The 20289-nt window shown below is 65.4% G+C and carries 18 protein-coding genes and 2 pseudogenes; 15 read left to right on the forward strand and 5 right to left on the reverse strand.

Annotated elements, in window-relative coordinates; genetic code table 11:
- The first annotated feature begins 20 nt into the window (after positions 1-20).
- Together AC0L21_RS00355 and AC0L21_RS00360 are read left to right on the forward strand one after the other, a co-directional pair.
- A complete protein-coding gene (locus AC0L21_RS00355) occupies positions 21-1247 on the forward strand; it encodes an MFS transporter (protein ID WP_473256975.1) in 1227 nt (408 codons plus the stop codon).
- 17 nt (positions 1248-1264) lie between these two features.
- Entirely contained in the window at positions 1265-2497 is a 1233-nt protein-coding gene (locus tag AC0L21_RS00360) for an NAD(P)/FAD-dependent oxidoreductase (protein ID WP_473256976.1), read from the forward strand.
- Between the two features lie 73 nt (positions 2498-2570).
- Here AC0L21_RS00360 and AC0L21_RS00365 read toward each other — a convergent pair.
- Positions 2571-3397, reverse strand: a pseudogene (locus AC0L21_RS00365) (helix-turn-helix transcriptional regulator).
- An 89-nt stretch (positions 3398-3486) separates the two neighbouring features.
- On the opposite strand from AC0L21_RS00365, the gene AC0L21_RS00370 reads away from it, so the two are divergent.
- Positions 3487-4365 (forward strand): SDR family oxidoreductase, encoded by an 879-nt coding sequence (locus AC0L21_RS00370; protein ID WP_473256977.1) that lies wholly within the window; start codon positions 3487-3489, stop codon positions 4363-4365.
- Positions 4366-4400: 35 nt separating this feature from the next.
- On the opposite strand, the gene AC0L21_RS00375 is transcribed toward AC0L21_RS00370, so the two are convergent.
- From AC0L21_RS00375 to AC0L21_RS00385, 3 genes are all read right to left on the reverse strand, one after another.
- Positions 4401-5735 carry a dicarboxylate/amino acid:cation symporter gene (locus AC0L21_RS00375; protein ID WP_473256978.1) on the reverse strand — a complete coding sequence of 445 codons (1335 nt, stop codon included), beginning with the start codon at positions 5733-5735 and terminating at the stop codon, positions 4401-4403.
- Positions 5736-5819: 84 nt separating this feature from the next.
- On the reverse strand, positions 5820-6374 hold the full coding sequence (locus tag AC0L21_RS00380) for a biotin transporter BioY (protein WP_473258345.1): 555 nt from the start codon (positions 6372-6374) through the stop codon (positions 5820-5822).
- Positions 6375-6461: 87 nt separating this feature from the next.
- Positions 6462-7649, reverse strand: a complete 1188-nt coding sequence (locus tag AC0L21_RS00385) for a pyridoxal phosphate-dependent aminotransferase (protein ID WP_473256979.1) — start codon at positions 7647-7649, stop codon at positions 6462-6464.
- 218 nt (positions 7650-7867) lie between these two features.
- Here AC0L21_RS00385 and AC0L21_RS00390 point away from each other — a divergent pair, with 218 nt between their 5' ends.
- The 10 genes from AC0L21_RS00390 to aat all read left to right on the forward strand — a co-directional run bounded on the left by AC0L21_RS00390 (position 7868) and on the right by aat (position 17781).
- The gene (locus AC0L21_RS00390) at positions 7868-9271 is read left to right on the forward strand and encodes a M48 family metalloprotease (RefSeq protein ID WP_473258347.1); all 1404 of its coding nucleotides are present in this window, start codon (positions 7868-7870) and stop codon (positions 9269-9271) included.
- Between the two features lie 113 nt (positions 9272-9384).
- Entirely contained in the window at positions 9385-10152 is a 768-nt protein-coding gene (locus tag AC0L21_RS00395; protein ID WP_473256980.1) for a DsbA family protein, read from the forward strand.
- Between the two features lie 207 nt (positions 10153-10359).
- Positions 10360-11223: a DUF1236 domain-containing protein gene (locus AC0L21_RS00400; protein WP_473256981.1), complete on the forward strand. Its 864-nt coding sequence runs from the start codon at positions 10360-10362 to the stop codon at positions 11221-11223.
- A 260-nt stretch (positions 11224-11483) separates the two neighbouring features.
- A complete protein-coding gene (gene aroQ / locus AC0L21_RS00405) occupies positions 11484-11951 on the forward strand; it encodes a type II 3-dehydroquinate dehydratase (RefSeq protein ID WP_473256982.1) in 468 nt (155 codons plus the stop codon).
- Positions 11952-11988: 37 nt separating this feature from the next.
- On the forward strand, positions 11989-12477 hold the full coding sequence (accB, locus tag AC0L21_RS00410; protein ID WP_473256983.1) for an acetyl-CoA carboxylase biotin carboxyl carrier protein: 489 nt from the start codon (positions 11989-11991) through the stop codon (positions 12475-12477).
- A gap of 60 nt (positions 12478-12537) precedes the next feature.
- Entirely contained in the window at positions 12538-13896 is a 1359-nt protein-coding gene (gene accC / locus AC0L21_RS00415) for an acetyl-CoA carboxylase biotin carboxylase subunit (protein ID WP_473256984.1), read from the forward strand.
- Positions 13897-14001: 105 nt separating this feature from the next.
- Positions 14002-15519, forward strand: coding sequence for a sensor histidine kinase (locus tag AC0L21_RS00420; RefSeq protein ID WP_473256985.1), 1518 nt, complete (start codon positions 14002-14004; stop codon positions 15517-15519).
- On the forward strand, positions 15516-15956 hold the full coding sequence (locus tag AC0L21_RS00425) for a response regulator (RefSeq protein WP_007609730.1): 441 nt from the start codon (positions 15516-15518) through the stop codon (positions 15954-15956). The genes AC0L21_RS00420 and AC0L21_RS00425 overlap by 4 nt, the downstream gene beginning before the upstream one ends.
- Positions 15953-17050 carry a sensor histidine kinase gene (locus AC0L21_RS00430; protein WP_473256986.1) on the forward strand — a complete coding sequence of 366 codons (1098 nt, stop codon included), beginning with the start codon at positions 15953-15955 and terminating at the stop codon, positions 17048-17050. The genes AC0L21_RS00425 and AC0L21_RS00430 overlap by 4 nt, the downstream gene beginning before the upstream one ends.
- Positions 17051-17100: 50 nt before the next feature.
- Positions 17101-17781, forward strand: a complete 681-nt coding sequence (gene aat, locus AC0L21_RS00435) for a leucyl/phenylalanyl-tRNA--protein transferase (protein WP_026232743.1) — start codon at positions 17101-17103, stop codon at positions 17779-17781.
- A 26-nt stretch (positions 17782-17807) separates the two neighbouring features.
- Here aat and AC0L21_RS00440 read toward each other — a convergent pair whose 3' ends face one another.
- Positions 17808-18848 carry a DUF2155 domain-containing protein gene (locus AC0L21_RS00440; RefSeq protein WP_473256987.1) on the reverse strand — a complete coding sequence of 347 codons (1041 nt, stop codon included), beginning with the start codon at positions 18846-18848 and terminating at the stop codon, positions 17808-17810.
- A gap of 255 nt (positions 18849-19103) precedes the next feature.
- Between AC0L21_RS00440 and AC0L21_RS00445 the strand changes: the two are divergent.
- A pseudogene (locus tag AC0L21_RS00445) lies at positions 19104-19238 on the forward strand (alpha/beta hydrolase); the annotation flags it as partial.
- A 13-nt stretch (positions 19239-19251) separates the two neighbouring features.
- Positions 19252-20268: a Na+-dependent transporter gene (locus AC0L21_RS00450; protein WP_473256988.1), complete on the forward strand. Its 1017-nt coding sequence runs from the start codon at positions 19252-19254 to the stop codon at positions 20266-20268.
- Positions 20269-20289 lie beyond the last annotated feature (21 nt).

A 20289-nucleotide genomic window follows, 5' to 3' on the forward strand; every position in this document is an offset into this window, starting at 1 on the left:
GCAGCGCAATGGAGACGAGGATGACGGAATTGCCGAGGAAGACCAGCGTCATCGCATTCGTCCTGCTCTACGTCGCCTACTGCATCTCCTATGTCGACCGCGCGGCGATCTCGCTGGCGCTGGCCCAGATCGGCAAGGACTTCAACCTCCAGGCCGCAGATCTCGGCATCGTTATCAGCGCGTTCTTCCTCGGTTACGCCGCAATGCAGGTGCCGGGCGGATGGCTCTCCGACCGCTTCGGATCGAAATATGTGGTGATCATCACCATCGTGATGTGGTCGCTGTTCACGGCGTTCACGAGTCTTGCCTGGTCGCTGACATCGCTGATCGCGATCCGCTTCCTGTTCGGCATCGCCGAGGGCGGCTTCCCGCCGGCGAGCATCCGCGCCGTCGCGGAGGTGTTCAAGAAGGACAGCCGGCCGAAGATGTCGGCGCTGCTGCTGTCATCCAACTATGCCGGCAGCATGATCGCGCCGCTGATCATGGCGCCGCTGATCCTCTGGCTCGGCTGGCGCCATGCCTTCAACGCGATTGGCATTGCGGGCATCGTCTTCGCGGTGGCCTATTTCGTCTTCGTCCCCTATCTGGGCCGCCCGGGTGCGAACGATCCGACCCCGGCGGGGACGAAGGCCGAGAACCGTGCACCGATGCGCGAGCTCATGAAGAATCCGCTGCTGTGGCAGCTGATGGTGGTGTGGTTCGGCCTCAGTTGCGTCAACAAGGGCCTGGATTCCTGGATGCCGCTCTATCTGCTCCAGCAGCGCGGGCTCGACCTCAAGACCGTCGGCATCGTGGCCCCGATCCCGTTCGTGATGGCGACGATCGCGACTGCGATCGGCGGCTGGGTGATGACGACGTTCTTCGCCGAGCGCGAAAAATATCTGCTGATCGGCGCCTCCGCATTGACCGGCATCTTCCTCTACGCCATGTACAAGGCGGAGACGATCGCGATGTTGATCACCTACCAGTCGGTGGTCTATTTCTTCAAATCCTTCGTGCTGGCCTCGGTGATTGCGCTTCCGACCAAGCTGCTCCGCGACGACCAGATCGGATCCGGCATCGGCATGGTCAATCTCGGCGGCCAGAGCGCGGGCTTCGTCGCACCCGTGGCGATCGGCTTCATCGTGACCGGAACCGGATCGTTCGATGCCGCCTTCGGCTTCCTCGTGGCGATGACGGCATTATCCGTCGTGGTCGCCGCGACCATCAACACGGCCGAGCCGAAGCTCACGCCGCAGACGGCCTGACAGGAGAATTTCTTCCGATGCAAAGCGCGATCGTCCTCGGCGGCGGCATGATCGGCGTCAGCGCGGCGCTGCACCTCCAGCAGCGCGGCTGGTCCGTCACGCTGATCGACCGCAGGGAGCCGGGCCGCGAGACCAGCTACGGCAATGCCGGCATGATCCAGGCGGAAGCGGTGCGCCCCTATCCGATGCCACGCGATCTCGCCACGCTCCTGAAGATCGCGACTGGCCGCACCAACGACGTGCGTTACAGCCTCTCATCGCTTCATCTCCATATCGAGCCCCTGCTCCGCTATTGGTGGCATTCGGCGCCGAAGCGGCATCGCGAAGCGATCGACGCCTGGGCGCGGCTGATCGCCTACGCGACGGCGGAGCACGACATCCTCATTCGCGAAGCCCACGCCGACAATCTGATCCGCCGCGCGGGATACAGGCACCTGCATCGCGACGCAGCTTCGTTCGATCTCGCCGTCAAGGCGGCGGAAGAAGACCAGCGCGAATTCGGCGTGAGGTTTCGTGCGCTCTCGGGCGCCGAGCTCGCCAAGGCCGAACCTGTCCTGCGCGACGACCTGCCCGGCGCGATCCATTGGCTCGACACCTGGACCGTGTCCGATCCCGGCGCGCTGGTCACAGCGTATGCCGATCTGTTCGAGCGCCTCGGCGGCACCATCGTGCTCGGTGATGCCCAAAGCCTGCAGCAGACCGCCACCGGATGGTCGGTCAAGACCGACGTTGGACACATCGACGCCGCCCACGCGGTCGTGACGCTCGGGCCGTGGTCGCCCGATCTCCTGCTCAAATTCGGCTATCGCATCCCGCTGGTGCGCAAGCGTGGCTACCACATGCATTACAGCGGTGGCGCCTCGCTCGATCTGCCGCTGGTCGACAAAGCCGGTGGCTACGCCATGGGTCCGATGGCGAAGGGTATCCGCATCACCACCGGCGCGGAGTTGACGGGCCTGGACGCGCTCGCAACGCCCGTGCAGCTCGCCAGCGCGGAAGCGTCCGCGCGCGAGTTGATCGACCTTGGCAAGCGGGTCGAGCCCGACCCCTGGTTCGGCACCCGCCCCTGCACGCCTGACATGCTGCCGGTGCTCGGCCCCGCCCCGCGCCATGCAGGCCTCTGGATGAACTTTGGCCACGGCCACCAGGGCTTTACGCTGGGACCCGCGACCGGGCGCCTGCTCGCGGAGATGATGAGCGGCGAAACGCCGGCGATCGATCCGACGCCATACCGGCCGGAGCGATTCTAACCCCGAGTGTTGGCGGCAAGCACCGCGCGCGCGTCGCCAGATGCCGGTTGAACGCGCGAATTTGCAAATTCCGTCAATCGACGCGCTCGGCGAGCAGTGTCCGGATGCGTTCGGCGTCTTCGGGAGTCGCGGGGTTGTAGACGATCATGCTGAGATCGGAGCGTCCCTCGACGATAAAACTCGAATATTCGAACGACATCGTGCCGTGAACGGGGTGCCGCAGCCGCTTGGTGCCGTCGCCGTGGTGACGCACGTCGTTGTCGCGCCAGAGCGCGGCGAATTCCGGGCTGGTCCGGCACAGCTCGTCGACAAAATCGGCGACATGCGAGACTGCGCCGGCCCGCGCGGCGTCCGCCCGGAATGCCGCGACGACGAAGCGCGCCACGCTGTCCCAATCGTATTGCGCGGCGCGCACGCGCGGATCGCAGAAGATGAAGCGCAGGATGTTGCGTGGATCGCGCCGTAGTCGGTCAGCACGGCGCTTGCGGCACGATTCCAGGCGACGACGTCCCAGGTCGCGGTCCGCACCAGCGCCGGGCTGAATGCGAACGCGTCGAGCACGCGCTGCAGCCGCGGCGAGACGCCCTCGCCGGCCTGGTAGCGCACCTCGGGCGGACGGCCGAGGCCGATCAGGAACAGGTGCTCGCGCTCGACATCGGTCAGCATCAGCGCTCGTGCGATGCGGTCGAGCACGTCGGGCGACGGCGCACCGCCGCGGCCCTGCTCCAGCCAGGTGTACCAGGTCGGGCTGATATTGGCGCGCTGCGCCACCTCCTCGCGGCGGAGTCCCGGCGTACGCCTGCGGCTACCCGCGAAGCCGAACGCGGCGGCGTCGAGCCGGGTACGGCGGTCCTTGAGGTAGGCCCCGAGCAGGTTTTCGGCTGAAGCGGTCTCGCTCATCCTGTTAGCTATTATACCCCGATAATGTCACTACTTTACCCGGATAATCCTAGCGCGGATGGTCGTCTCCACCAACCCTGGAGATACTGATGCGTGTTTTCGTCACTGGCGCCACCGGTTTCGTCGGCTCCGCCGTCGTCCGCGATCTGATCGCCGCCGGCCACCGGGTCACGGGCCTCGCCCGCTCCGACGCGGGAGCCGCCGCGCTCGCCGCGATGGGCGCCGATGTCCACCGCGGGTCGCTAGAGGACCACGCGTCCTTGCGCAGCGGCGCCGCTGCAACGGATGGCGTCCTGCACCTCGGCTTCAACCACGATTTCTCGAAATTCGCCGACAATTGCGAGCTCGACCACCGCGCGATCCTGGCGATCGGCGAGGAACTCAAGGGCTCCGGTCGCCCTCTCATCGTCACCTCCGGCGTCGCGCTGCTTGCGCCCGGCCGCCTCGCCACCGAGGATGATGTGTCGGCGCAGCGCTTTCCGCGCGTGTCGGAAGCGACCGCGCTGTCGCTGGCCGGCCTCCGCGCCGCCGTTGTCCGTCTTCCGCCCTCCACGCATGGCGAGGGCGACCACGGCTTCGTCCCGATCCTGATCAACCTCGCGCGCCAGAAGGGCGTATCGGCCTATGTCGGCGATGGCAGCAACCGCTGGCCCGCCGCGCACCGCTTCGACGCCGCGCGCGTCTACCGGCTGGCGCTGGAGCAAGGCGCACCCGCGAAGCACTATCACGCGATCGCCGAGGAAGGCGTGCCGTTCAAGGCGATTGCGGAAGTGATCGGCCGGCGGCTCGGCGTGCCCGTGGTGTCCCAATCGCCCGAGGAAGCGGCCGCGCATTTCGGCTGGTTCGCACAACTCGCGGCCGCCGACGTTCCGACCTCGAGCGCGAAGACGCGTGCTTTGCTCGGCTGGTCGCCGCAAGAAAAAGGGCTGATCGAGGATCTAGACCAGCCCTGCTATTTCAAGAACTGACGGCGCGGTTGGCGCCGTCGGTGAGAGCTTGCAGATCAGTCCGTCGTGACCGCGGTTTCCATGTCGGTCGGATCGATCTGCCTGGCGAGGTTGGCGTTGAGCTTGTCGCGATCGAGTTCGCCCTCCCACCAGGCGACGATCACGCAGGCAACGCCGTTGCCGCACAGATTGGTCAGCGCGCGGCACTCGCTCATGAACTTGTCGATGCCGAGCACGATCGCCATGCCCGGCACGAGGCGCGGATCGACCACGGCGAGCGTCGCCGCCAGCGTGATGAAGCCCGCACCCGTGATGCCGGAGGCGCCCTTCGAGGTCAGCATCGCCACCACCAGGATGGTGAGCTGCTGGCCAAAGGTGAGATCGAAGCCCAGCGCCTGCGCGATGAACAGCGTCGCCAGAGTCATGTAGATGTTGGTGCCGTCGAGATTGAACGAATAGCCCGTGGGCACCACGAGGCCGACCACCGACTTCGAGCAGCCGAGGCGCTCGAGCTTTTCCATCAAGGACGGCAACGCGCTCTCCGAGGACGAGGTGCCGAGCACGATCAGCAGCTCGTCCTTGATGTAGGCGAGGAACTTGAAGATGGAGAAGCCGGCGAAGCGCGCGATGATTCCGAGCACGACGAACACGAACAGCGCCGCGGTCAGGTAGAACGTCGCGATCAGGCCGATCAGGTTGAGGATCGCCCCGGTGCCGAACTTGCCGATCGTGTAGGCCATCGCGCCGAAGGCACCGATCGGCGCCGCGCGCATCACGATGGAGATGACGCCGAACACCGCATGCGCGGCGTCGTCGATGAACGAGCGGATGGTGTGGCCGCGTTCGCCGAGCCCCATGATGGCGAAGCCGAACAGCACCGAGAACAGCAGCACCTGCAGGATCTCGCCTTGCGCGAAGGCGCCGACGACGGTGTCCGGAATGATGTGCAGCACGAAGTCGACCGACTTCTGGCCTTCGGCCTGCTTGGCGTAATTGGCGACGGCCTGCGCGTTGGCGGCGGCGCCGCCGAAGCCCGCACCCGGCTTCACCAGATTGCCGATGATAAGTCCGATCACCAGCGCGAAGGTCGAGACGATCTCGAAATAGACCAGCGCCTTGACGCCGATGCGGCCGACCTTCTTGGCGTCCTGAATGTGGGCGATGCCCGAAACCACGGTGCAGAAGATGATCGGGGCGATCACCATCTTGATCAGCTTGATGAAGCCGTCGCCGAGTGCCTTGATCCACTCATTGGTGGCGACTGACGGCCAGAGCCAGCCGACGATGGCGCCGAGCACGATCGCAATCAGCACCTGGATATAAAGGACCTTGTACCACGGCTTGGCGGCGGGCGGCGCGACCGGCGCCCCCACCATCGTTGTCGTCGTCATTGTTTCACTCCCCCTCAAAACGCTAGGCCAGCCAAGATCAACTTGGCCGGCCCTGTCAATCGGAACTGCTCGATATTGCGCGCTTTACCCGCGATCGACCGCCCGGCGTATCGCCGGCATCAACGTCGCGCCCAGCGCGTTCTTGACCAGCGACGCCGCAATGAACGGCAGCAGGCCGACCTGCCACGCCTTTGCGGTGCCAAGGCCGAGGCCGAAGGCGAGCCAGCCAAAGCCCGCGGCCAGAATGAGGATGTGGCCAACGGCCATGGCCGCAAACAGCAGCATTACGCCGCGATCCCAGCCGCGCTCGGCGAGCCAGCCGGTGACGAAGGCGGCGCCAATGAAGCCGAACAGATAGCCCGCGGTCTGGCCGACCAGCGGTGCGATCCCACCAACGGGACCGGCGAACACTGGCAGGCCCATCGCACCCTCGGCGAGGTAGGCAATCATGGTTGCGCTGCCAAGCCGCCAGCCATAGGCGGCGCCGATCATCAACACGACCAGCGTCTGCAATGTCATGGGCACGTAAGGCAGCGGCAGGTTCACCTTGGCTGACAGCGCCATCAAGGCGGTGCCGAGCACAATCAGCACGACGGCGCGCAAGGCACCGACAGTTTCACCCGGCCGGATCGGCCACATCAATGCGGCGAGAGGAGAATGTGTGGCGGTAGACGAGACGGAACGGTCGGACAAGTTGCACTCCAGAAGGCTGGCGAAAACTGCCGGCTATTTAAGCCAGTGAGCGATCCGGTCAACTGCTTCCCGCATCTCCGCAGCCGAACGCGCATAAGAGAGCCGTATGAACGAACGACCATGGATTGGATCGAAGTCGAGCCCCGGCGTGACCGCGACATGGGCCTGTTCGAGCATCTGCTTGGCGAAGTCGAAACTGTCGGAGGTGAAGTCCGAGACGTCCGCATAGAGATAGAACGCGCCGTCGGCCGGCAGAAACCTGGTCAGGCCGGCCCTGGGCAATCCCTCGATCAGGATGCGCCGGTTTTCCTGATAGCCGTGCTTGATCTCTTCCATCTCGGCCGCGCCGTCGAAGGCCGCTTCGGCCGCGATCTGCGACAGGGACGGCACCGAGATCGACAGGTTCTGCTGCAGCCGCTCGATCGGCCGTACCAGAATCTCGGGCACGACCATCCAGCCGACGCGCCAGCCCGTCATGCAGAAATACTTCGAGAACGAGTTGATCACGAGCGCGTGCTCCGACAACGCCGCAGCCGTCACGGCGGGAAACGCGTAGTCGAGCCCGTGATAGATCTCGTCCGAGATGAAACGGATGCCCGCGCCTTCCGCCGCCGCGATCAGGCCCGCGAGCGCCTCGCGGGACATCATGGTCCCGGTCGGATTGGCGGGGCTGCCGACCAGCACGCCCTTCAGCGGCGCCTTGCGATGGGCGGCCAGCAGCGCCTCGCCGGTCAGCGCATGACGCGTCTCGTTCGTGGTCTCGATCAGCACCGGCTCGCAGCCGAGCGCGGTGAGGATATGGCGGTACGGCGGATAACCCGGCACCGTCACGGCGACGCGGTCGCCCGGCTCGAACATCGCGAGGAAGGCCAGAATGAACCCGCCGGAGGAGCCGGTGGTCACCACAATCCGCTCGGGGCTGACGTCACAGCCATAGGCATCGCGATAATGCCGCGCGATGCGCGCGCGCAAGGAGGGGATGCCGAGTGCTGAGGTATAATCGATCCGCCCTGCCTCGATCGCCGCATGGGCGGCCGCAATCGCGGTCTTCGGCGCGCCGGCGGCGGGCTGGCCGACCTCCATATGGATCACATGGCCCCCGGCCGCCTCGATTCGGGCCGCCGCGGCCATCACGTCCATCACCATGAACGGGGGAACATCGCTGCGGCGGGAGGGCGCGAGCCACTCTCCCAATGGGTTCCTCAAGGTCGCATCGTGCATCGATTTCTGCTATTCGCTGGCGGGGCCGATCCGTCCGACCCGGGAAAAACGGGGTGCTTGCGCCCCAGACTGGCCGCATTGTACGGCTCATAAGGGGTACGGCTCAAAGGGGCATATCGCGTATCCGGTCCGCCGCCAATCGCCAAAACCAATCACTGAACTGCTTGACCAGGAATGCCTGACAAGCCTGCTGACAAGACCGTTTGACCCAGACCGTGATGTTGTTCCAGATCGCATTGCGCAAGAAGGCCACCGCCCTCACCTCCCTCCTCGCGGCGGCTGCGATCGCGCTGACGCCGTTCTCGGCTGCGCATGCGCAGGCCAAGGGACCGCCGGTACTGCGCGACACCGAGACCGAGCAGCTGCTGCGCGAATACACGCGCCCGATCCTGCGCGCCGCCGGTCTGGAAAAGCAGAACATCCAGATGGTGATCGTCAACGAGGGCTCGTTCAACGCGTTCGTCGCCGATGGCCGCCGCATCTTCGTCAATTACGGTGCGATCCTGCAATCGGAGACGCCGAACCAGATCATCGGCGTGCTCGCGCACGAGACCGGGCATCTGGCCGGCGGCCATCTGTCCAAGCTGCGCGAGCAGCTCGCCAACGCCCAGACCCAGATGATCATCGCGATGCTGCTCGGCGCCGGCGCGATGGCCGTGGGCAGCACCCGCGGCAGCGGCAGCGCCGGCAACAATGGCCTGGCCAATGCAGGAGCCGCCGCCCTCGCTGGCCCCCAGGAGATGATCCGCCGGACGCTGCTGTCCTATCAGCGCCAGCAGGAGGAGAACGCCGACCGCGCCGGCGTGAAATTCCTGACGGCGACCCAGCAGTCGCCGAAGGGCATGTACGAGACCTTCAAGCGCTTCACCAGCGAGAGCCTGTTCGCCGCACGCGGCGCCGATCCCTATCTCCAGTCGCACCCGATGCCCGCCGAGCGCGTCGCTTCCCTGCAGGAATTCGCCAGCTCCAGCCCTTATTGGGACAAAAAGGACGATCCCGCGCTCCAGCTCCGCCATGACATGGTGCGCGCCAAGATCTCCGCCTTCATGGAGCGGCCGGAGACGGTGTACCGCCGCTATCCCCTGACCAACGACAGCATGCCGGCGCGCTACGCCCGCGCCATCAGCACCTATCTGCATGGCGATTTGCGCAGCGCGCTCACCCAGATCGACGCGCTGATCCAGATCCAGCCCAACAATGCGTATTTTTACGAGGTGCGCGGCCAGGCGCTGCTGGAGGGCGGCAAGCCGGCCGAGGCAATTCCTGCCCTGCGCAAGGCTGTCGCACTTTCGAACAACGCGCCCCTCATCGAGATGTTACTTGGGCAGGCTCTGGTTGGGTCCGATAATAAGGCCTACACCGATGACGCCGTTCGGATTCTCCGGGCTGCGGTGGCACGGGAACCGGAGGCCATTCTCGGCTACATGCAGCTCGCGATGGCCTATGGCCGGAAGGGCGACTATGCCGAGGCCGATCTGGCGTCGGCGCAGGCCGCCTATCTGCGCGGCGACAACAAGACCGCCCGCGAGCTTGCGACGCGCGCGAAAACCCGTTTCGCCGTCGGCACGCCCGGATGGGTCAAGGCCGACGACATCGTGGCGTCGAAACCGCCGCGCAACTGACCAGACCAAGACGACGCCTTACGCCACCACGCCTTACGAAACGACGTCACGACACCGAGCTTAAGTCCGCCGGGACGTTTTCCGAAACCTGCTTTGGATAAGAGGATTTGCCTATGCCTTCGCTGCGCCTGCTTGCTCCCGCGCTGTTTGCGCTCGCCATGTTCGGCGCAGCCGTGCCCGCGTCGGCCGACAGCTTCTCCGATGCCCAGCGCACGGACATCGAGGCGATCGTCAAGAACTATCTCGTCACCCATCCCGAGGTGCTCGAGGAAGCGATGGCCGAGCTTACCAAGCGCCAGGCCGCGGCCGAGACGCAGAAGCACGAGGCCAGCGTCGCGCAGAATTCCGATGCGATCTTCAACTCACCGCGCCAGGTCGTGCTCGGCAACAAGGACGGCGACGTCACCTTCGTCGAGTTCTTCGACTACAATTGCGGTTACTGCAAGCGCGCGATGGACGACATGCTCACCCTCATGAAGTCCGATCCGAAGCTGAAGGTGGTGCTGAAGGAGTTTCCGGTGCTGAGCCAGGGCTCGGTCGAAGCAGCCCAGGTCGCCGTCGCGGTGCGCATGCAGGATCCCTCCGGCAAGAAGTACCTCGACTTCCACCAGAAGCTGCTCGGCGGCCGTGGCGCGGCCGACAAGGCGCGCGCGCTTCAGGCGGCCAAGGAAGCCGGCCTCGACGTCGCGAAGATCGAAAAGGACATCGGCAGCGCCGAGGTGCGCAGCACCATCGAGGAGAATTTCAAGCTCGCCGAAGCGATGGGCATGAACGGCACGCCGAGCTACGTGATCGGCAAGCAGATCGTCGTCGGCGCCGTCGGTGTCGATAGCCTCAAGGAAAAGATCGCTGTGGCGCGCTGCGGCAAGGCGACCTGCTGACAAGGCGACCCGCTGATCACGTTAAAAATCACGCATGCAAAGGCCGGCTGAAAAGCCGGTCTTTTCATTGCGCCGAAATCTGGCGCGCGCGTTCATCTGGCGTTCAACAAACAAAAGCCTCGGAACCACCAAAGTTCCGGAACTACTCAAATCTCCTTTCGTTGTCGGCGCGGGCAATGACGCAAATGAACACGTGAGGAGAATTCCATGTCTAACCGCTTTATGATCTCGGTTGCCACACTCGCGCTCGTCGCGGGCACCGGTCTGGCGAACGCACAGGGCACCATGAGCCGCGACAGCGGTGGCGGCGCCGGTGGTGCGCAGATGCAGCATTCGCAGCCTTCCGGCGGCGCCGCCGAACGCGGCGGCTCGATGGGTAAGGAATCCGCCCATGAGAAGGGCACCGTCGGTCAGGCTGGCGGCTCCAGCAGCATGAAGTCCGGCGGAGCAGCCGAGGAGAAGTCGTCGGGCGGGATGGACAAGTCCGGCGCGATGAACAAGAACGCGACCGACGAGAAGGCCGGCGCGGCGAAGGGTGAGCACGCCCAGGGCGCGCAGGAAAAGTCCGCGCAAGACAAGTCCGCGCAGGACAAGTCCATGCATGACAAGTCAGCGCAGGACAAGGCAGCGCAGGACAAGTCGAAGAGCACGATGGACAAGTCCCAGACGGACAAGTCCAAGAGCACGGAGACTGACACCAAGAGCGGCAACATGAACGCCCAGACCAAGGGCGCAGACAGCCAGACCAAGGGTGCGGACAACAAGGCTGCCGATACCAAGTCTCAGACCACGACCGGCACAGCCTCCGCGACCGCTTCTGCGCCGCCGCCCGAGAAGCGGACCGAGATCACGTCCGCGATCAAGTCGACCAAGATCGAGGAAACGACCAACGTCAACTTCAACATCTCAGTCGGCACGACGGTCCCTGCCAGCGTTCATTTCCACCCGCTCCCGCCGCGGATCGTCGAGATTTATCCGGAATGGCGCGGCTATGATGTGATCTTGGTGCACGGGCGGTACGTCATCGTTCGTCCGCAGACGCGCGAGATCGTGTACATCATCGAAGGCTAAGTCGCTTCGCTGAAGCTCCAAATGAGCCCTTGCCGAGAGATCGGCAGGGGCTTTTGGGTTACCGGGCGGCGTCTTCCCGCACACGCCGGCCGGCAGCCATGCTTCGGACTGGTTAACAAGCGATTTCCATAGCTTGCGCACAGGTTTTTGCACCTGGGATGAGCTATCTGAAGCCACCTGGGAGGTCCTTCAAGGCTTCCCCTCACGCGCTTTGTTACCTATAACCCCCGCCACGCCGAAGCACCTCTTGCGGGATTGGAATGGCCGAACCAGCAACCGACACGATCCTTGTCCTGAACGGGCCGAACCTCAACATGTTGGGGACGCGCGAGCCCGAGAAGTACGGGCATGCCTCGCTGGCCGACGTCGAGGCGCTGTGCCGGGAAACGGCGGCCACGTTCGGCCTCAAGGCCGACTGCCGGCAGTCCAACCGCGAAGGCGAATTGATCGACTTCATCCACGAGGCATACGCCCGCAAGATGAAGGGCATCATCATCAATGCCGGCGGCTATTCGCACACGTCGATCGCGCTGCACGACGCGCTGCTCGCGGTGCAGATCCCGACGGTCGAAGTGCACGTCACCAACATCCACGCCCGCGAGAATTTCCGGCATCACTCCTACACCGCGCGCGCGGCCTTCGCCTCGCTCTGCGGCTTCGGCATCGAGGGCTACCGCCTCGCCATCCAGGGCCTTGCCGCCAAGCTCGGCATCAAGCCCAAAGCCTGACGCTCCCCCTTCACACAGAACATTCGGATCAAACAACATGGCGCGCCAGCCAGACGACAAAGCAGCCGCAAAGTTTTCCAGCGAGGACTCCGCCCTCGTCCGTGAGCTTGCCTTGCTGCTCGATGAGACCAGCCTCACCGAAATCGAGATCGAGCGTGCCGGCCTGCGCCTGCGCGTCGCCCGCAACATCAGCGTCGCCGCGACCATGCCGATGCAGATGGCGGCCGCCCCCACCGCCCTCCCGGCGACCGCAGCTGCCGCCGCGCCTGCCGCTGCCGACCTGTCGAAGCATCCCGGCGCCGTGACCTCGCCGATGGTCGGCACCGCCTATTGGGCGCCGGAGCCCGGCGCCAAGCCGTTCATCGAGGTCGGCAGCAAGGTCTCGGTCGGCCAGACGCTGCTGATCATCGAAGCCATGAAGACCATGAACCAGATCCCCTCGCCGCGCGCCGGCACGGTGACGCAGATCGTGATCGAGGACGGCCAGCCGGTCGAGTACGGCGAGCCGCTCGTGATCATTGAGTGACGGTCGAGGGCGATCTCATCGCCCTCGCCGCTTTCCGCGCGTCAGTCCAATAAGGACACCATGTTCGACAAGATCCTCATAGCCAATCGCGGCGAGATCGCCCTTCGCATCCTCAGGGCCTGCAAGGAACTCGGGATCGCGACCGTCGCCGTGCACTCCACCGCCGACGCCGATGCCATGCATGTGCGCCTCTCGGACGAGAGCGTTTGCATCGGGCCACCGGCGTCCAAGGACAGCTATCTCAACGTGCCCGCGCTGCTCGCGGCCTGCGAGATCACCGGCGCCGATGCCGTGCATCCCGGCTACGGCTTCCTGTCGGAGAACGCGCGCTTCGCGGAAATCCTCGCCGAGCATAATCTGCATTTCATCGGCCCGAAGGCCGAGCACATCCGCCTGATGGGCGACAAGATCGAGGCCAAGAGAACCGCCAAGAAGCTCGGCATTCCCGTGGTGCCCGGCTCCGACGGAGGGGTCGGCCCCAACGACGACGCTATGGCGATCGCCAGGAAGATCGGCTTCCCCGTGCTGGTCAAAGCCGCGGCGGGCGGCGGCGGCCGCGGCATGAAGGTGGCCGAGAGCGAGGCCGATCTTCAGGTCGCGCTGTCGACGGCCGCCAACGAGGCCAAATCCGCCTTCGGCGATGCCTCCGTCTACCTCGAAAAATATCTGCAGAAGCCGCGCCACATCGAGATCCAGATCCTCGGCGACGGCCGCGGCGGCGCGATTCATCTTGGCGAACGCGACTGCTCGCTGCAGCGACGCCACCAGAAGGTCTGGGAAGAAGGCCCCTCGCCCGTGCTGACTGCGGCTGCACGCGCCAAGATCGGCGAGACCTGTGCCAAGGCGATGCGCGAGATGAAATATCTCGGCGTCGGCACCATCGAATTCCTGTTCGAGGATGGCGAGTTCTACTTCATCGAGATGAACACGCGCATCCAGGTCGAGCATCCCGTCACCGAGAGCATCACCGACATCGACCTCGTGCTGGAGCAGATCCGCATCGCCGCCGGCGGCGACCTGCCGGCGAGGCAGGACGAGGTTCAGGTCATCGGTCACGCGATCGAGTGCCGCATCAACGCCGAAAATCCGGAGACCTTTCGTCCTTCGCCCGGCCGCATCACGCAATATCACCCACCCGGCGGGCTCGGTGTGCGGATCGATTCCGCGGTCTATCAAGGCTATACGATCCCGCCTTATTACGACTCGCTGGTCGGCAAGCTGATCGTGCACGGCAAGACCCGCGGCGAGTGCCTGATGCGGCTGCGCCGGGCGCTGGACGAGATGGTGGTCGAGGGCATCGAGACCACCCTGCCGCTGTTTCGCGCGCTGGTGCGCGAGGACGACATCATCAACGGCGACTACCACATCCACTGGCTGGAACAATATCTCGCCGGCAAGGCGGAACCCGCCCCGAAGTAGCCGTCCCTCCGCATGGAACCCTTTGGCCCTAATCGCGTTTAGGACGTGGGGACAGTTCCGAGGGGGCGATTTGAAGTCCGGCAAGCCTGATCGAGCGAGACCGTCGTGACCGCTGACGCACAGCGACGGCGTAGATTTTGGCAGATCCTGCTGCTCGCAGCGGGGCTCTTGGTGCTGACCGTGATCAGCGCCGGCTCCGTCTACCTCGTCAACAAGGCGAGAGACGACAGCAAATGGGTGATTCACACCATCGAGGCGGAGAACCAGATCAACGCCCTCCTGCTGGAAATCCGCAGAGCCGAGAGCACCGCCCGCGGCTACCTCCTGACACAAGGCGAGGATTTCAAGGTCGACCATGACAAGGCCGTGGCGGCCGTCATCCCGGCTCTCGACAAGCTCACGCGCCTGACCGGCGACAATCCGGCGCAACGCGAGAACATCGAGAAGCTGAGCGCGGCGATCGAGACCCGTCTCGGCCAGTTCGCGCAGGAGATGGATTTCCTCCGGCGGGGTGAGCCGGAGAACGCCGCAGCGCTGGTCCGCGAGGTTGTCTCCACGGACGCGACAGCCGCGATCGCCAAAGTCGCGACCGGGATGATCCAGGAAGAAGAACGGCTGTTCCGGCTGCGAACGGTCAATTCGGACCGCAGCCAGACCCTGGCCGCGTCGATGACCGGCATTGGCTCGGGCCTCGTCGTGCTGCTGGCGCTGATCTCGATCTGGCTGGTGCGGCGCTCGGCCCTTGCCCGTGACGACGCCGAGGCGCGCCTGCGCGATGCCAATGTCAATCTGGAGGCCGTGGTCGACGAACGCACGGCCGATCTGCGCGAAGCCAATAACGAGATCCAGCGCTTTGCCTATATCGTCAGCCACGATCTGCGCTCGCCACTCGTCAACATCATGGGCTTCACCAGCGAACTCGAAGAGCTCGGCGGCGACATTTTCCGCCGTATCGGTGGCCTTACCCACGTCCCGGCCGACGGGCCGCCGCTGCCGGACGGCGAGATCGCGCTCGAAGGTCCCGACAAGCAGCTCTCAGCGGATTTTTCCGAAGCGCTGGGCTTCATCAAGTCGTCGATCGCCAAGATGGACCGCCTGATCTCGGCGATCCTCAATCTCACCCGCGAGGGCCGGCGCGAGTTCCAGCCGGAAAAGATCGACACGCGCGAGCTGATCGAAGCCATCGTGTCGACGCTGGCGCATCAGGCCGCCGAGGCACAGGCCGAGATCCATGTCGCTCCCCTGCCCAATCTCGTCAGCGATCGCCTGGCACTGGAGCAGATCTTTTCCAATCTGATCGACAACGCCATCAAATATCTCAAGCCCGGCGTCCCCGGCGAGATCAGAATTCGCGGGCGCACCAAGCTCGGCTACGCTATCTTCGAAGTCAGCGATAACGGCCGCGGCATCGACCCAAAAGACCACCAGCGGATATTCGACCTGTTTCGCCGCGCCGGAACCCAGGACAAGCCCGGTCAGGGCATCGGTCTTGCCCATGTGCGTGCACTTGTGCGTCGCCTCGGCGGCACCATGTCGGTATCATCGGAACTGAATACGGGCAGTACCTTCACCATCACGTTGCCCATCACCTGGAACGCCAGCAACCGGAACGCGGATCAATGACTCAACCCGTCAGCATCATCATGATCGAGGACGACGAAGGACACGCGCGGCTGATCGAGCGGAACATCCGAAGGTCCGGCGTCAACAACGAGATCATCTCCTTTGCCAACGGCACGGACGCGATGAAACATTTGTTCGGACCCGATGGCAGCGGGCTCGTGCAGAAGGGCAATGCGCTCCTGATCCTGCTCGATCTCAACCTCCCCGACATGACCGGGATCGACATTCTGAAGCAGATCAAGGAGAACAAATATTTGAAGGCCTCGCCCGTGGTGGTGTTGACCACCACCGACGATTCCCAGGAAATCAAGCGCTGCTACGAGCTCGGCTGCAACGTCTACATCACCAAGCCCGTGAACTACGAGAATTTCGCCAATGCCATCCGGCAGCTCGGCTTGTTCTTCTCGGTCATCCAGGTTCCGCCCGCCGCCCCATGAACCAGCGCATGCCCACACTGCTCTACATCGACGACGACGGGGCGCTTGCGCGCCTGGTCGATCGCGGCCTGACACGGCGCGGCTACAAAGTCGTTCACGCCGCGAGCGGCGAGGAAGGCCTCGAGCTCATCCGCCGCGCGGGCGCGCAAAACAGCGTCGATAGCGGTATCGACGTCGTGGCGCTCGACCAGTACATGCCCGGCCTCGACGGGCTCGAGACGCTGGAGCAGATCATGGCGATACCAGGCGCACCGCCGGTGGTCTTCGTCACGGCGTCGCAGGATTCCAGCATTGCGGTGACGGCGCTGAAGGCGGGCGCGGCCGATTATCTCGTCAAGGACGTCAAGGGCGACTTCATCCCCCTGCTCCACGTCGCGGCCGACGGCGCGCTGCGTCAGGCCGAATTGCAGAAGGCGCGCGAGGAAGCCGAAGCCGAAATCCATGCCTCGCGCGACCGCTATGCTGCGCTCGCCGCCGAGCGCGAGCTGCTGCTGCGGGAGGTCAATCACCGCGTCGGCAACTCGCTGCAGATCATCGCCTCCCTGCTGCATCTGCAGGCAAGCTCCGCCGCGCAGGACGAGGTCAAGGCTGCGTTGACCAACGCGATGGGCCGCGTCGCCGCGGTCGCACAGGTGCATCGCCGCCTCTACACCTCGCAAGACCTGAAGAGCGTGGTCCTGAACCAGTATCTGGATTCGCTGCTCGAGGATCTCAGGCGCTCGGCCGAGGGCAACCGGATGTCGCGCCTGACGCTGAAGGCCGAACCGATCGAGATCGATCCGGACCGTGCGGTCGCCGTCGGCATCATCGTCAACGAACTGGTGATGAACGCGGTGAAATACGCCTACCCTGACGGCGCCGGCCCGATCCATGTCGAGCTGACCTCGCAAGGCGACGATCTCCTGCTGTCGATCAGCGACGATGGCGTCGGCGACAACGTCAAGGCCGATCCGCGCTCCACCGGCATGGGCCAGCGCATCGTCGCAGCCATGGCCACCAAGCTCGATGCTTCGGTCGAGCGCGACCCCACCCATTCCGGAACCCGAATCATGTTGATGTTCCGCCGTGTCCCGGCTGCCGCCGCAGCGAACTGATCCGCACCGCCCATCGCAACCGCATTGCGATCCTGCTATTGTGGCGAGCCATGACTTCGCGCGACTCTGCCCCGTCTGAAATCACGCCGGCCGTGCTGCTGCGCGCCTATGCCTGCGGCATCTTTCCGATGGCCGAAAGCGCCGATGATCCGACCCTGTTCTGGGTCGAGCCGGAGTTGCGCGGCGTCATCCCGCTCGACGGATTTCGCGTGGCCTCGCGGCTCGCGCGCACCGTGCGTTCGGATTCATTCCGCGTCACCGTCAATACCGCCTTCAAGGCCACGATCGCAGGCTGCGCCGCCCCGCAGGCCGGGCGCGAGGACACCTGGATCAACAAGCGCATCCGCGACCTCTATGGCGGCCTGTACGAGCTCGGCCATTGCCACAGCGTCGAGGCCTGGCAGGGCGAGGACCTCGTCGGCGGGCTTTACGGCGTCAGCCTGGGGCGGGCTTTTTTCGGCGAGAGCATGTTCCACACCGCGCGCGATGCCTCCAAGGTCGCGCTGGTGCATCTGGTCGCGCGGCTCATCCATGGCGGCTTCGAGCTGCTCGACACCCAGTACGTCACCGAGCACCTGAAGAGTTTTGGCGCGGCCGAGATTTCGCGGCGGCGCTACACCGCGCTGCTCGACAAGGCGCTCGCGGGCGAGCCTGGCGATTTCCTGAGGCTCTCCGCCGGCGAAGCGATCCCGGGCGCACGCGCCCTCGAGATCATCGCGGCGCGCCAATAGTCAGGCCAAACCCCGGGGGATTTGGCCTAGCGGCCAAACCCGGGGATACCGAACAGACCCGGCCGCTGCTCGGGCGGCGGAGGTGGTGGCGGCGGTGCCGGCTGCTGCTGCTGGATCGGCGGCAAGGGCTGCGGCGGACGCTGCTGCACCTGCTTGGGCGCGGCTTTCTTCTGCGCGGGCGGCGGCGGTGCTGCCGGCTTGGTGCCGGGATCCGGAGCCGCGGTCGCAATCGTTTGCTGCGGCTCTTTGCAGTCGGTGAGCCAGATATCGTAGATCGGGTGCTCGACGCCGTGCAGGCCCGGGCTTGCCGCGTACATCCAGCCCGAGAAGATGCGCTTGACCTCGCCCTGCAAGGTGATCTCGTCGACCTCGACGAAGGCGTCGGTGTTGGCGGCCTCGGTCGCCGGCCGCGTGTAGCAGGCGTCGGTTTTGACGCGCAGCGCACCGAACTGCACGGTCTCGCCGATCTCCTCGTCGAAATTGATGATGCGCCCGGTGATCTTGTCGAGACCGGAGAAGGTCGCCTTCTTGTTCACGATCTTCTGGGCCGGCGGCTCGGTGACGACCTCGTCGCCCGGCTGAAGGCTCGCCGGCGTCTGCGGGACAGCGCCGCCCGGCCCGCCCTTCTGCTGTGGCTGGCGCTGACCAGGCGCACCCGGGGCGCCTTGCGGAGTGGGCGGAGCGACCGCGACGGGCGGCGGCTGGTTTGGTGGAGCGGCGCTCGACCCGGGCGGCGGCGCCAGAGGCTGGCTCTCGACCGGCCCCGGCATCACATTGCCCTGCCGGCCCGGCGGGGGCGCCATCGGGCGCGACGGCAGCACACGGCCTTGCGGCGGCAGCTCCGGCACTTCTTCGTCGTCGTCGGGGATCTGCGGCTGGGGCTGGCCACGCGGAATGTTGCCGGGCGGCCGCAGTGGCGGCGGATCGGAGAAGATCGTGCCGATCTGCGCCTGCGCCGGCGTTGCAGCCGTCAGTGCGGTGGCGGCCAGAAGCGCCGCAAGGCCTGTCAGGGTAAATGTTCGAAACATCTCGCGCGGCTTCAACAGCGAATCGGGCTTGCTGGACATTCTACAGGGGATACCGCCGCTCGCAGGCCATCCGGTTAACACGGCGAATACGGCGGGGGAAGGGCGGCATCCCTGCCCTTCCCGGCCCGGTCTGGCCAGATCGGCCCCCGGATGGAATAGTCGAGCACTCCTCTCCGCGGTCAGGCGGGCGCTGCCCCCGAAAATGACGTCCAACGAACAATCAGAAACCCGCAAGGTCGCTTCCCCATGCCCGTTGTGCTCGATCCCGATGCCGCCGCCGTCTACAAGGCCTTCCAGGAGGCCGGCGTGCCCGTGGCCACCAAGCATTATCCCGGCCAGTTCCACGGCTTCCTCACCATGGGAAAATTGCTGCGAGAGGCCAATGTCGCCGTGAGCGAGATCGGCGCCTGGCTGAAAGGATTGGGCTGAAACGCCGTTCCCGATGCCGCCGGTTCTTCAAAGCATATTCGCCCTCCCCCTGCGCGGGCTGACATGGCTCGGCGGCCAAGGCACCCGCGCGGTGGCCGCCGTCGTGTTCATCGCGCTCGCGGTGCCGCCGCTCGGGGTGATGCTGCGACCCTATGTCACCGAGGCGATCTTCGTTCTGCTCTGCATCTCCTTCATGCGGGTCGATCTCGCCGCGCTCACCGGCCATCTGCGGCGGCCGGCGCTGGTCGGGACCGCGACCGTCTGGACCATGATCGGCGTGCCTGTGATCGTCGGCCTGATTGTCCATCTCACCGGGCTCACGGCGCGCGCGCCCGACCTTGCGCTCGCATTGATGCTGCAGAGCATGGCCTCGCCGATGATGGCCGCGCCGGCGCTGGCTGCGCTGATGGGCCTCGACGCCACGCTGGTGTTGGTCACGCTGGTGAGCGCGACCGCGCTGGTGCCGTTCACGGCATCGCTGTTCGCAAGCCTGTTCCTTGACGGCATGCTCAGCATCTCGCCGCCTGCGCTGGGGCTGAAACTGCTCGGCATCCTCGCAGCATCGCTGCTGGCGGCGACCGTGATCCGACAGGTCTTTGGGGCAGCCGCGATCCAGCGTCACAGGCAGCCGATCGACGGCTTCAACATCGTCATCCTGCTGGTCTTCGCGACCGCGATCATGGGCGACGTCGCGAGCGATCTCGTCGCCCGGCCGGTCTCCACCATCGGCTTCGCGGCGCTCGCGTTCGCGATCTATTTCACGCTGCTCGCCGTGACCACGCTGCTGTTCCGCCGCATCGGCTATGAGCGCGCGCTGGCGCTCGGGCTGATGGTGTCACAGCGCAATCTGGGCCTGATGCTCGCCGCGACCGCCGGCGCGCTGCCGCCCACCACCTGGCTCTATTTCGCGATGACGCAGTTTCCCATTCACCTGGCGCCCTACATGCTGATGCCGATCGCGCGGCGCTTGACGGCGCGCGCACAGGCCTCGGGCGCCGCGGCAACCGGCGGCAAGGCCGCATCGGGCTGACCCAAATAGCAAGTCTTGTCC

This window comes from Bradyrhizobium sp. WSM4873 (assembly GCF_055811355.1).